We start from the raw sequence: 13,371 nt of genomic DNA, 5'->3' as shown, positions 1-13,371 counted from the left end.
CATGTCCTCCTTCAAACATCCATCCCCTTCCCTGCTGTCGCTATCGCGACTACTACTAGCACGCGCATAAGTTTGCCGCATTGCTTCGCCTGGCCACACGCCGGCGTGTTTCAAAAACCCTGGAAGGTTTGATGATGTTTGCACCATCCCCATTCGTACACGTAACTCCCCCTGCGACCGCCCCCGCTGGCGCCGCTGCTGCACTGCTACCGCTACCGATCGCTTGCCTGGCCTAGTGTCTCGTGGCCGCCCGGCAAGCTTGCGCCACAACCATTGATTTCCCCCTATCTTCAGGAGTACCCGATCATGATGTTGCAGAACCCAGCTTCCAAATACCGCGCCTTTCCTCCCGTCAAATTGACCGACCGTCAATGGCCGAACCAGATCATCAGCAAGCCGCCTATCTGGATGAGCACCGACTTGCGCGACGGTAACCAATCGCTGATCGAACCGATGAGCGCGGAAAAGAAGCTGCGCTTCTTCGAGATGCTGATCGCCATCGGCCTGAAGGAAATCGAGGTGGGCTTCCCTTCCGCCTCGCAGACGGACTTCGACTTCGTGCGCAAGCTCGTCGATGAAGGCCGCATCCCGGACGACGTCACCATCATCGTGCTGACCCAGTCGCGCGAAGAGCTGATCCGCCGCACGGTGGAATCCGTCGTCGGCGCCAAGCGCGCCATCGTCCACCTGTACAACTCCGTGGCGCCCGTATTCCGCAAGGTCGTGTTCGGCATGTCGCGCGAGGAAATCACGCAGATCGCCACCACCGGCACCACCCTGGTCAAGCAACTGGTGGCGCAGCATCCGGAAACGGAATGGGGCTTTGAATACACGCCGGAGTCGTTCTCCACCACGGAACTGGATTTCTCCAAGCACATCTGCGACGCCGTCAGCGCCATCTGGAAGCCGACACCCGCCAACAAGATGATCATCAACCTGCCATCGACCGTGGAATGCAGCACGCCCAACGTGTATGCGGACCAGATCGAATGGATGTCGCGCAAGCTGGCGCGCCGCGATTCCATCATCATCAGCGTGCATCCGCATAACGACCGCGGCACGGCCGTCGCCTCGGCGGAACTGGCCGTGATGGCGGGCGCCGACCGCGTGGAAGGCTGCTTGTTCGGCAACGGCGAGCGCACGGGCAACGTCGACCTGGTGACCCTGGCGATGAATCTGTATACGCAGGGCGTGCACCCGGGCCTGGATTTTTCCGATATCGATACCGTGCGCAAGTGCGTGGAAGAATGCAACCAGCTGCCCGTCCACCCGCGCCACCCGTATGCGGGCGACCTGGTCTTCACGGCATTTTCCGGCTCGCACCAGGATGCCATCAAGAAAGGTTTCGCCAAACAACAACCGGACAGCATCTGGGAAGTGCCGTACCTGCCGATCGACCCGGCCGACCTGGGCCGCAGCTACGACGCCGTGATCCGCGTCAACAGCCAGTCCGGCAAGGGCGGCATGTCCTACCTGCTGGAACAGGAATACGGCCTGGTCTTGCCGCGCCGCCTGCAGATCGAATTCTCGCGCGCCGTGCAAGCCGTCGCCGATGCCACGGGCCGCGAAATCGCCGCGCAGGATATCCATGAAATCTTCCAGAAGGAATACCTGGAGCAGGTGGCGCCGTATGCCTACGCCTCGCACCGCATGGTGGAAGACACGAGCAGCGATGAATCCGTGCAAATCGACATCAGCCTGTCGCACCGCCAGTCGCCGCTGGCCCTGCAGGGCGGCGGCAACGGCCCCATCGATGCCTTCGTCAATGCGCTGGGCCTGGACATCAAGCTGATGGACTACCATGAGCATTCGATCGGCTCGGGCGCCAATGCCAAGGCCGCCTGCTATGTCGAATTGCGCCTCGATAACGGCCCTACCCTGTTCGGCGCCGCCATCGACAGCAACATCGTCACCGCCTCGTTCAAGGCCGTGCTGTCGGCAGTGAACCGCCGCATCAAGCAAACGGAAGCGGAAAAAACAACAGCGGCCGACGTCGCCGCCAGCGCCGCCTGAGTACGCTGCAGCACCTCCGCATAGGGAGAAAAAGCGGTACGGCTTGATCGCCGTGCCGCTTTTCATTTCTGTTGGGCAATTAGTAGTGCCAATCAGGTATGCCAACCGTATAATCATTTCATAACAAGACCACCGGAGACAGAATATTAGCTACCGAGGGAATCACCATGAAATTGACGGACATGAAGATAGGCGCGCGCCTGGGTGCGGGTTTTGGCGTGGTACTGCTGCTGATGGCAGTGCTGGTCGGCACGGGCCTGTTGCGGCTGGACCGGATCGGCGCGCTCAGCGATGCCATCATCGAGCGCGACTGGGCCAAGGCCGACGCCATCGCCACCATCCGCAGCACCACGCGCTCGAACGCGGCATTGGTCCTGGAACTGTTCATCCACGAAGATCCGGCCCGCGCGACCGCCATCCACGGCGAAATCGACGCCAACAAGGCCACCATCACCGATGCGCTGGCCATCCTCGACCGCTTGATCATCATGCCAGAAGGCAAAGAGCTGCTGGCCACCCTGAAACAGCAGCGCAAGGCCTACGTCGCGTCGTTCAGCCAGGCCGACAAGCTGCTGGGCGCCGGACAGCGGGCGCAAGCGGCCATCCACGTGCGCGACGATACCCTGCCCGCCCTCACGCGGCTGCAGGCCACCGTCAATCGCCTCAATGACATCCAGCGCGAAGTCGTGCTGAACGGCGGCCGCCAGATTCACCAGAATATCTCCACGGCCAATGTCCTGATGGCCAGCCTGGGCGCGGCCGCCCTGCTGCTGGGGATTATCTTTGCGTGGCGGGTGACGCGCTCGATCACCACGCCCGTCGCGTATGCCCTGCGCGTGGCGCAAGCCGTGGCCGCCGGCGACTTGAGCAGCAAGATCGTGGCCGAAGGCAAGGATGAAACGGCGCAGCTGCTGCACGCGCTGCGCGACATGAACGACAACCTGGCCACCCTGGTGGGACAGGTGCGCAGCGGCACGGGCACCATCGCCGTGGCATCGAGCCAGATCGCCAGCGGCAACGCCGACCTGTCGGCCCGCACGGAGGCCCAGGCCAGCGCCCTGGAGGAAACGGCCTCGTCCATGATCGAACTGACGGGCACCGTGCGCAGCAACAGCGACAATGCGCGCCAGGCCGACACCCTGGCCCGCTCGGCGTCCGCCATTGCGCAGCGCGGCGGCACGGCCATGGCCCAGGTGGTCGACACCATGGATGCCATCAACGCCTCCTCGCGCAAGATCGTCGACATCATCGCCGTCATCGACGGCATCGCCTTCCAGACGAATATCCTGGCCTTGAACGCGGCCGTGGAAGCGGCGCGCGCAGGCGAACAGGGACGCGGCTTTGCCGTCGTGGCCTCCGAAGTGCGCAATCTGGCGCAGAGGTCCGGCCAGGCCGCCAGGGAAATCAAGGAGCTCATCGCCGATTCCGTCGGCAGGGTCGGCCAGGGGGCGCAGCTGGTCAGCCAGGCGGGCGCGACGATGGATGAAGTGGTGGCCAGCGTGGGCCGGGTCAGCGCTATCGTCGGGGAAATCAGCGTGGCCAACCACGAGCAGAGCGAAGGCATCGAGCAGATCAACGCGGCGATCATGCAGATGGACCGGACGACGCAGCAAAACGCGGCCCTCGTCGAGCAGGCGGCCGCCGCGGCGGCGGCCATGCATGCACAGGCGGGCGAACTGGAAACCCTCGTCAGCCAGTTCAAGCTGGAGCGGCCGGAGCCAGGCAGCGCCAAGGCACCGGCCCGCCCTGCCCCTTCCGCCCCGCGCTTGAACTAGTCAGGCGACGACATAAACTATTCCACCTGGCGCGCCAGGCGGATGCCCGAAAATTGCCAGCGCGCCCCGGCCGGAAAGAAGTTGCGGTAGCTGGCGCGCGCATGGCCGGCCGGCGTGGCGCACGAGGAACCGCGCAGCACGTACTGGTTCAGCATGAACTTGCCGTTGTATTCGCCGAGCGCGCCCGGCGCCGGGCGGTAGCCCGGATACGGCGCATAGCTGCTGCTGGTCCATTGCCAGCAGTGGCCGAACATCTGCCGCAAGCCTGCGCCGGGCGCGTCCGCCGCCGGATGCAGCCGGCCCACTTCCATGTCGACGCCTTGCGCGGCCACTTCCCACTCCGCTTCCGTGGGCAGGCGCGCGCCCGCCCAGTGCGCGTAGGCATCCGCCTCGAACAGCGACAGGTGCGTGGCAGGCGCCGCCGCGTCCAGCGGGCGCAAGCCAAATAAAGTGAATTCCTGCCAGTGGCCGGCCTCATCGCGCTGCCAGTACAGCGGCGCTTCCAGCTGCTGCGTGCGGACCCAGTCCCAGCCTTCGGCCAGCCACCAATGGGCCGTGCGGTAGCCGCCAGCATCGATGAAGGCCAGGTACTCGCCATTCGTCACCAGGGCCGCCGCCAGCTGGAATGGCGCCACGTATTGCGGATGGCGCGGCAACTCGTTGTCGAAGCAAAAGCCGTCGCCGGCATGGCCGATCTGCGCCAGGCCGCCGTCAAAGGCCAGCCAGGCGGGCGACGGCGCGGGTGGAGGCGCGGGCGCGGGCGGCGTTGCGGCGCTGTCCAGATAGGCGGGAAACAAGGGGCTTTGCGCCAGCAGGTGCTTGACGTCCGTCAAGAGCAATTCCTGGTGCTGCTGCTCGTGTTCGAGGCCCAGCGCCAGCAGCATGGTCAGCCGCTCGCGCTCGGGCCGCGCCAGTTCGCTGGCCAGCAGGCGGCCGATGCGCGCATCGACGTCAAGCCGGTAGGCGCGCACGACGTCCATGCCGGGCCGCGTCAGCAAGCCCCGCTGCGCGCGCGGATGCTTGTCGCCCACGCCGTTGTAATACGAGTTGAACAGCACGCGGAAGGCAGGATGGAAGGGCGCAAAGGCCGTTTCCATGCTTTCCAGGATGAATGTTTCAAAAAACCAGGTGGTATGCGCCAGATGCCATTTGACGGGGCTGGCGTCGGCCATCGACTGCGCGCCGCAATCCTCGTCGGACAGGGGCTCGGCCAGCAGCAGGGAATGCTTGCGTACTTTCTGATAATGATCGATCAGCATGGTCGTTTTTTTATGTCATGTTGGTACTTTGAACGCCTGACGGCAGCGTCGCGAGCGGCGGTGCCGTGCGGCCAGGAAGCGCAACCGCGCCAGGCACGCGGAGCGCCGGGCTGGTGGGCAGTTAGTCTCTGATGACTTTGGCATACAGCACGGCAAACCACTGCTGCGGGTCCGTCCACACTTGTACGGTGGAAAATCCCGCTTGCTCCAGCAAGCCGACGAAACCGGCGCGCGTGTATTTATAGCTGTCCTCCGTGTGGATGCGCTCGCCTTTCGCGAAGCGCCGCTGGCCGCCCTGCCAGCGCACGAGCTGCTCGCTGCGCGCTTCCAGGTGCATCTCGACGCGGCTTTCATCCGCATTGAAAAAGCCGTGGTGGCGCCACGCGCGCACGTCGAAATCGGCGCCGATCAAGCCATTCACGTGGCGCAGCATGTTCAGGTTGAAGGCGGCCGTGACGCCCAGCGCATCGTCGTAGGCGGCGTCGAGGATGGCGTCTTCCTTGATCAGGTCGACGCCGATCAGCAAGCCGCCGTCGCTGTCGGCATTCGCGCGCAAGCGGCGCAGGAAGGCGATGGCTTGCTCGGGCGCAAAATTACCGATCGAGGAACCTGGATAAAAGAACAGGCGCCGCGCGTCGCGCACGCTGGCCGGCAAGTCGAGGCGGCTGGAAAAATCCAGGCCCAGGCCCGTCATCTCGATGTGAGGAAAGCGCTGCTGCAAGCGGCCCAGCGATTCGCTGAGAAAATCATAGGAAATATCCACGGCCACGTATTGCGCCGGATGCAGCAGGGGGAACAGGCTGGCCGCCTTGGCGCAATTGCCCGCGCCCAGGTCGATCAGGGTGCTGCCCGGCCCCACCGCGTGGGCGATATCGGCGCCGTGCTGCGCGAAGATGGCCGCCTCCGTGCGCGTCGGATAATACTCGGGCAAGGCGCAGATGGCTTCGAACAGCTTGGAGCCGAGGGTATCGTACAGATACTTGGGCGAAGTCCACGCGGCGGGCGCCAGCAAGCCGCCGCTGAGCTCGGCGAGCGTGGCGGCGGCCTGCGTGGCGTGGCCGGCGGGGGGGGAATCGGAGTGCTGCTGCGCAAGTGGCATGGTCATGGGCTGGCGTCGTCTCTCTGGGTTCACGAAGGGCTTGCTTGGCTTGCATCTGGCAACGGGCCGCGCCGCCCGCTGCGCTGGAGTACCTGGCGGGCGCCTTTGCCTATGCTTGCCGATGACTTTTTCCCATCATAGCGGAATCCTGCCGAGCCAGCCGTGCGGCAGGTAACTTAAGGTCAAAGCCCGTGCGCGCCAGCCCCGCACACGCAAAAGTGGTATTGCCAAGCAAAAATGATAAGGCTGTCGTATACTACACATTGCCGGCCAAACAATCCGCGCGCCATTGCAGTCCCAGGCCCCCCTCTCCCCCGCGTGCCTCCCTTTACGATAGTCGTTTACACCATGCTCGAATTGCGCCATCTGTCGAAGTCCTACGCCAATGCACGACCCGTGCTGGCTGACCTGTCCTGCCGTTTTGCGGCGGGAGAATTCATCGCCATCATGGGCGACTCCGGCGTCGGCAAGTCGACCTTGCTGAACCTGATCGCCGGCCTCGATACACCCGATGCGGGTACCGAAGCGCACCCTATCCTGGTGGACGGCATTGCCATGTCCAGCCTCGATGACGCCGCCGCGACCCGGCTGCGTCGCGCCCGCATGGGCTTTATCTTCCAGGCGTTCCACGTCTTGCCGCACCTGACCCTGCTGCAAAACGTGGCCCTGCCGCTGCTGCTCAACGGGCTGCCCCAGGAGCGTGCCGCCAGCATGCTCGAGGCGGTCGGCCTGGGCGGACGCGGCGGCGACTTTCCGCAGCAATTGTCGGGCGGCGAAATGCAGCGCGTGGCGATCGCCCGCGCGCTCGTGCACAAGCCGGCGCTGGTGCTGGCCGATGAGCCCACCGGCAATCTCGACCCCGATACGGCGCACAGCATCCTGCAATTGCTGCGCGCCGAGATCAAGGCCAACGGCAGTTGCGCCATCATGGTGACGCACTCGCTGGCCGCCGCTGAAATGGCGGACCGGACCATGATTCTGACGAAATCGGGCTTACAAAATACAACAAACGTCAACCGAATTGATCAAACAATCAGTTAATTTAACTGACCATGTATCACAAGTTTTGTTATCGTAGTATTATTGAAAACACTTGCCTGGTTATCAATGTTTTAACGCGAATGTTGTCACGTCACCCGGACAGCCGTACTGCGATGACGAACTATAGCCGGGACCGCTTTCACCGGTCCCGTCCCTTGCATAACCTGAAGGAGGAGTAAATGAACGTTCGGCAAAAGAAGCTGGAAATGATTGAAGCGATGAACCGGGCGCGCGCGCTCGAACCATCGAGTTTTGTGCCCAACAAGCTGCTCGATACCCTGATCGAGAAAATGAACCTGAAAAATGATGCGGAACTGTGCCGGGTACTGGAAGTCCAGCCCCCCATCATCAGCAAGATTCGGCACGGCAAACTGGCGGTCGGTGCGACGATTTTATTGCGCATGCATGAAAAATCGGAGATCACCATCCGCGAACTGAAGGAACTGTCCGCCACCCCGGTCCATTGAAACGCCCCGCTGTTGTCTTGCCCTGCCAGGCACCCAGGTTCCCGGCGCCATGAACTTTTGCCATGAAATTCGCGTAGTTCGCTCAGTACAGAGCACCCGAGCACGATAGCGAAGAAGCCCAGCCCAAACCTTGCTGACCGTTTCTGCCGCCGCTCGCCGCCACGCAGTCCCTCCCCGCCTTCCCCTTGCACCGCCCTTCGCCAGCAACAACCCCCTCCTTGCTTGATCTGACGCAACACGCTCTGCCGCCTGACGTATCAAGGTCTGCTTTTATCCCATCCATTCATCAGCATGCCCAGCGAGCCCATCGCGCCGGCTGCGCCGCCTGTGCTGCGCCTGACGCTCACCCGCGACCCGCTCGCCAGCGCCGGCGACTGTCCCGCCGCGCCCGGCTGGCAAAGCGAAAGCCATGTACTGTCGGGGGCGCGCGGCATCGGCAGCAGCCGCATCACGCTCGATATCGGTCCGGCCGACGTGGTACAGCTGTTGCTGCACGACGGCAATTCACTGCTGGCAAGCAGCCTCGACTTGCCGCGCTACCTGGGCCCGGCCACGCAGTCCCGCGATGGCGCGCCGGCCGCCATCGAAGTGGGCCTGGCCCTGCGCCCGCAAGCGGCGCGCCAGCCGCCGGGCGCCAGCCGCGACGGCCTGGGCGCGTGGATGCTGCGCGCCGTGCGCGTCTACCGCAGCGGCGCCGGCGCCATGACGGCGCTGGCCGCCGCGGGCGCCTTCCAGGACCGCCAGCTGGAGCAGCGCCTGGGCCTGTACCGCTGCGGCATCGAGCAACCCGGCATGAGCGCCGTCGCCAGCCTGCCGGCGGGACCGGAGCCGCTGCTGCTGCTGTTGCACGGCACGGCGTCATCCACGCCGCGCAGCTTTGCCGGCCTGTGGCGCAACGGCCTGGCGCCGCGGCTGGCGGCGCAGTACGGCAACCGCATCTTTGGCTACGAACACCGCAGCCTGAGCGAAAGTCCCATCCACAATGCGCTGGCGCTCGTGCGCCAGTTGCCGCACGGCGCCGTGCTGCACCTGCTGGCCCATTCGCGCGGCGGCCTGGTGGGCGAACTGCTGGCGCGCGCGCAGCGCATCGACAGCCGCGGCGCCGTCGACCTGGCCGGCGATGGCCTGGCGCGCCTGAGCGAAAACACGGTGGGCGGCGAAGCGTTCAACAGCCACGATATCGAGCACTTCACGGCGCAATCGCGGCTATGCGGGCGCGTGGGCTATGCCGAGGATGCGGCGCGCCTGCGCGAACTGAGCATGGAACTGAAGACGCGCGCCATCCGCATCGCCCGCTTCGTGCGCGTGGCCTGTCCCGCGCGCGGCACCACCCTGATGTCGGGCCGCCTGGACCGCTGGGCCAGCGTGATGCTCAATCTGCTGCAGGACAGCGGCGCGCCCGATGGCGCCCTGGCCTTCCTGCTGGCCGTGGTGCAGCAGCGCTGCGACGCGCGCATCCTGCCCGGGCTCGAGGCGATGATGCCCGACTCGCCGCTGGTGGCCCTGCTCAATGCGCCCGACGTGCGCGTGGCCGGGCCCCTGCACGTGCTGGCGGCCCACTGCAGCGGCGACAGCCTGCTGGGCTGGCTCGGCGACAGCCTGGGCGAGATCTTTTATGGCGGGCAAAGCGACCTGGTGGTCAATTGCGCCTCGATGGCCGGCGGCGCCACGCGCAGTGCGCCGGTGCGCCAGCTGCTGCTGTGCGGCCCGCAGGCGCACCACCTGAACTACTTCGAGCGCATGCCATCGGCCATGGCGGCCGTGCAGGCGCTGGCCGGCGACGATGCGGCGTGGCTGCCGCTGGCGGGCCTGGAACACGGCTTGCTGGCGCGCGGCGGCGAAGTGCCGAAGCGGCGCGAGCATGCGCCCATCGTGCTGCTGCTGCCCGACATCATGGGCAGCCACCTGCAGGTGGGCAGCAACCGCATCTGGTTCGATCCCGTCAACCTCGTCGAAGGGCGCATCGAACGCCTGGCCGTGGGCCAGCCGCACATCGTCAGCGCCGGCTGGCTGGAGTCCTGCTACGAACCGTTCGCCCGCTTCCTCGCGCAAAGCCGGGAAGTGCGGCCCTTCACGTATGACTGGCGCCTGTCCCTGACGGCGTCCAGCGCCGCCTTCCTGCCCGTGCTCGACGCGGCCATGCACGACGCCGAGCAGCGCGGCCAGCCGCTGCGCATCCTGGCCCACGGCATGGGCGGCCTGGTGGCGCGCCTGGCCCTGAAGGAGCGCTGGCAGCGTTTTGGCGCCATCGCCGGCAGCCGCCTGCTGCAGGTGGGCACGGCCAACCGGGGCACGCAGACCATGGTGCAGGTGCTGCTGGGGCGCGATCCGCTGGTGCGCATGCTGGCCAGCTGGATCAGCTGGAAGCATGCGCAACGCCAGTTTCTCGGCTTCGTGCGCGCCTTTCCGGGCGTGCTGGAAATGCTGCCCTGGCCGCAGGCGGACGGCGCCACCGCGAGCGACAGCATCGACTATTTCGATCCCGAGGCCTGGACCAGGCTGGCCGCCGGCGACCCGCAGTCAGGCCTGCCCGGCGGCTGGCAGGCGCCCGAGGCAGCGGCGCTGGCCGCCGCGCGCGCCACCCTGGAGCGGCTGGCCGCCGCGCCGCTCGACGCGCGCCTGTGCAGCTACCTGGCCGGCTGCGCCGAGACGCCGGTGGCCCTGCGCCTGCACGCCGGCGGCATCGAAGTGGCCTGGTCCATGGATGGCGACGGGCGCACGCCGTGGCAAGGCGCGGTGCCGCCCGGCGTGACGCCCTGCTACCTGCCCGTGGCGCATGGCGACCTGCTGGCGCAGAAAGAGCACTACCCGGCCATCGCGCAGCTGCTCGACACGGGCCAGGACGGCGCGCTGGCGCAGCGGCCACCGCACGCGCCGGGCAGCGTGCCGCCGCGCTTTCGGCCCTACACGCCCGAGGTGCCGCCGCTGTACCCGCAGCCGCAGGAATTGCTCGACGCGGCCGTCGGCGCCGCGCGCCCCGCCATCGCGCGCGAGCCGCATGCGCCGCGCCTGAGCATCTCCGTCATCCATGGCAGCATGGCCTCGGCCGACGCGCCCGTCATGAGCGGCTGCTACGCCTACGAATCGCTGCGCGGCAGCATGAGCTTTCTCGACCGCCTGCTGGCGGGCAAGCTGCAGGAAATCCATGCGCTGGGCCGCTTCCCGCAGCGGCCCGACTCCGCCCTCGTGGTGCTGCAGCCCGACGCGGCGCGGCGCCCCGGCGGCGCCATCGTCATCGGCCTCGGTCCGCTGGGCGAACTGACGCCGGGCGAACTGGCGCGCGCCTTTGCCGGCGGCCTGCTCGAGTACGCGTGCGTCTGCCTGCAGGTGCGCGCGGCCGGGCATGTGACGGCGCCGGCGATGGGCGAACATGGCTTGCGCGTGGCCAGCCTGCTATCGGGCTCCGGCTACGGCGGCTTGAGCATCGCCCTGTGCGCGCGCGCCCTGATCGACGGCGCGCGCAGCGCCAACCGGCGCCTGGAAGACGCGGGCATGGCCTGCCGCATCGGCCATATCGGCATCTACGAACAATCCGAGGCGCGCGCCATCGCCGCCGCCGTGGCCATCGAACAGATCATGGCCGAAGCGCGCTACCAGGGCAGCTTCACCTTCGAGCAGCGCATCCGCCACAGCCCTGGCGGCTACCGGCGCATCCTGCCCGCCCTGAGCGGCGACAATGGCTGGCGCCGCGTGCAGATCGTCGCCGCCGATCTCTCTGGCGCCCTGCGCTTTACCCTGCTGACGGACCGCGCCCACAACAGCGTCGATGAAGAGCCGAACCAGCGGCAAGCCGTCGATGGCCTGATCATGGATGCCACCGACAACACCACCGACCAGCCGGGCCTGTCGCGCGCGCTGTACGAACTGATGCTGCCCAACGGCCTGAAGGCGGCCATTCCCGAGATGCGCGGCCTGATCCTGGCCGTCGACCAGAGCGCCGCCATCTATCCGTGGGAACTGATGCGCGACGAGGCGGACGGCGAGGAAAGCCCGCTGTCGACGCGCATCGGCATGGTGCGCCAGCTGGCCAGCCTGCGCGAACAGCCGCCCGCCATCAGTCCGCCCAGCAGCAACGTGCTGGTGATCGGCGACACCGATTCGGGCCTGCCCGAGCTGCCCGCCGCCCAGGCCGAGGCGCAGGACGTGGCGCGCATGTTCGGCGCCTACGGCTACCAGGTGCGCGAACTGCTGCGGCCACAGGCCCAGCGCGTGCTGGTGCATTTGTTCGACGAGCGCTATTTCGCCATCCACCTGGCCGGGCATGGCGAAGTGGCCGGCCCCGGCATCGCCCACACCGGCCTGGTGCTGGGACCGAAGACGCGGCTGACGGCGGCGCAGGTGAGCAAATTGAAACGCGTGCCGCAATTCGTCTTCGTCAATTGCTGCCACCTGGGCGACATGCGCCCGGACGCCATCGCCCCGTGGTCGAAGCTGGCCGCCAGCCTGGCCAGCGCCTTCATCGCGATAGGCTCGCAAGCCGTGATCGCGGCGGGCTGGCGCATCGACGACCAGGCGGCCAGCATCTTCGCGCACAGTTTTTATCATGCCATGCTGAGCGGAGAATATTTCGGCGACGCCGTGCGCCTGGCGCGCGAGGCGGCATACCTGCAATTTCCCGCCTCGAACACCTGGGGCGCCTACCAGGCCTACGGCGACGACCATTACCGCTTCCCGAATACCCAAAGCCGTCCGTGGCAGGCGCCCGACTACCGCTATCACGGCCACCTGCTGGCCGACCTGGAAACCCTGCATGCGCGCCTGGCGGGCGCCGACGCGGCGCGCCGCGCGGCCATCGAGGAAAAGCTGGCCAGCATCGAGGAGGCCGTGCGCGCGCGCTTCTTCGGCTGCGCCGACATCCGCGAAAACATGGCCGCCACGCGGGCCGGCCTCGGTGGCCTGGACAACACCCTGCGCGCCATCGAACACTACCGGGCGGCGCACAGCGCGGCCGACGGCAAGGTGGCGCTGCGCGCGCTGGCGCAATGGGCAGAGCTGGAAATACGCCAGGGCGCGGCCCTGTGCGGCGTGGATGCGGGCGCGGGCATCGAGGTGCCGTCCGTGCGCGATCCGGCGCAGGGGCGCCAGCTGCTGCACGATGGCAAGCGGCATATCGATCTGCTGGTGGCGCTGGCGCCGACGGCGCAGCGCCTGGCCCTGCTGGGGAGATACTGGGCGCTGCAGGCCTTGCTGGCATGCCGCGAAGGCCGCCCCGGCCTGCCCGCGCTGCGGGCCATGAGCGCGGCCTGCCTGGCGGCGCTGGAAGAAGCGCGGCTGCGCAGCGGCGTGGCCGACTGCGACCTGATATTCCAGGTGCTGGCCGGCGCCCTGCTGCTGGCCGCGCATGGCGACGACAGCGCCTGGCAAGCCTTGCACCCGCAACTGGGCGACTTGCTGCACGACGCCATCGCCTATGCGCGGCAGCGCCACGCGGACGAACACCGCGCCATCGACGCCGGCGCGCCCGTGCGCGCGGCGCTGCTGGCGGCCCTGTGGCAGGTGCCGCATGGCCAGCCCTTCGACGCCCAGGCGCGCGCCGCCTTCCTGGCGCTGTACCGCGACGCCGTGCGGCGCCATGGCAGCATCGGCGAACCGGAAGCCGTCATGGCGCCGCTACGCTTCCTGCTCGACCTGCTGCCGCCGGATGGCGCCGACGGCGGCCTGCGCGGCGCCGTGCAGGCGCTGGCCAGCGCGCTGCCGGCGTGACTGCGCCGCGGCGA

General features: G+C 67.1%; 7 protein-coding genes. 5 read left to right on the top strand and 2 right to left on the bottom strand.

Annotated elements, in window-relative coordinates:
- Positions 1-306 precede the first annotated feature (306 nt).
- Positions 307-2,013, top strand: a complete 1,707-nt coding sequence (gene leuA, locus ACZ92H_RS27605; protein WP_131377020.1) for a 2-isopropylmalate synthase — start codon at positions 307-309, stop codon at positions 2,011-2,013.
- A 167-nt stretch (positions 2,014-2,180) separates the two neighbouring features.
- On the top strand, positions 2,181-3,788 hold the full coding sequence (locus tag ACZ92H_RS27600; protein WP_465051756.1) for a methyl-accepting chemotaxis protein: 1,608 nt from the start codon (positions 2,181-2,183) through the stop codon (positions 3,786-3,788).
- Between the two features lie 17 nt (positions 3,789-3,805).
- On the opposite strand, the gene egtB is transcribed toward ACZ92H_RS27600, so the two are convergent.
- Both egtB and egtD read right to left on the bottom strand, forming a co-directional pair.
- On the bottom strand, positions 3,806-5,047 hold the full coding sequence (gene egtB, locus ACZ92H_RS27595) for an ergothioneine biosynthesis protein EgtB (RefSeq protein ID WP_465051755.1): 1,242 nt from the start codon (positions 5,045-5,047) through the stop codon (positions 3,806-3,808).
- Between the two features lie 121 nt (positions 5,048-5,168).
- Positions 5,169-6,152: an L-histidine N(alpha)-methyltransferase gene (egtD, locus tag ACZ92H_RS27590; RefSeq protein WP_465051754.1), complete on the bottom strand. Its 984-nt coding sequence runs from the start codon at positions 6,150-6,152 to the stop codon at positions 5,169-5,171.
- A 342-nt stretch (positions 6,153-6,494) separates the two neighbouring features.
- Between egtD and ACZ92H_RS27585 the strand changes: the two genes are divergently transcribed.
- The 3 genes from ACZ92H_RS27585 (at position 6,495) to ACZ92H_RS27575 (ending at position 13,357) form a co-directional block, all read left to right on the top strand.
- Positions 6,495-7,187: an ABC transporter ATP-binding protein gene (locus ACZ92H_RS27585; protein WP_131377030.1), complete on the top strand. Its 693-nt coding sequence runs from the start codon at positions 6,495-6,497 to the stop codon at positions 7,185-7,187.
- Positions 7,188-7,366: 179 nt separating this feature from the next.
- Positions 7,367-7,654, top strand: coding sequence for a hypothetical protein (locus tag ACZ92H_RS27580; protein WP_092799326.1), 288 nt, complete (start codon positions 7,367-7,369; stop codon positions 7,652-7,654).
- 291 nt (positions 7,655-7,945) lie between these two features.
- Entirely contained in the window at positions 7,946-13,357 is a 5,412-nt protein-coding gene (locus ACZ92H_RS27575; protein WP_465051753.1) for a CHAT domain-containing protein, read from the top strand.
- The last annotated feature ends 14 nt before the right edge of the window (positions 13,358-13,371 follow it).

It is taken from the genome of Janthinobacterium foliorum (assembly GCF_978021625.1).
This window is presented reverse-complemented; position numbering and strand designations above follow the sequence as displayed.

What these genes read in the sequence shown, in the direction of transcription:
- leuA (WP_131377020.1), top strand. Translation starts at nt 307, where the DNA reads ATGATGTTGCAGAACCCAGCTTCCAAATACCGCGCCTTTCCTCCCGTC.
- ACZ92H_RS27600 (WP_465051756.1), top strand. Translation starts at nt 2,181, where the DNA reads ATGAAATTGACGGACATGAAGATAGGCGCGCGCCTGGGTGCGGGTTTT.
- egtB (WP_465051755.1), bottom strand. Translation starts at nt 5,047, where the DNA reads ATGCTGATCGATCATTATCAGAAAGTACGCAAGCATTCCCTGCTGCTG.
- egtD (WP_465051754.1), bottom strand. Translation starts at nt 6,152, where the DNA reads ATGACCATGCCACTTGCGCAGCAGCACTCCGATTCCCCCCCCGCCGGC.
- ACZ92H_RS27585 (WP_131377030.1), top strand. Translation starts at nt 6,495, where the DNA reads ATGCTCGAATTGCGCCATCTGTCGAAGTCCTACGCCAATGCACGACCC.
- ACZ92H_RS27580 (WP_092799326.1), top strand. Translation starts at nt 7,367, where the DNA reads ATGAACGTTCGGCAAAAGAAGCTGGAAATGATTGAAGCGATGAACCGG.
- ACZ92H_RS27575 (WP_465051753.1), top strand. Translation starts at nt 7,946, where the DNA reads ATGCCCAGCGAGCCCATCGCGCCGGCTGCGCCGCCTGTGCTGCGCCTG.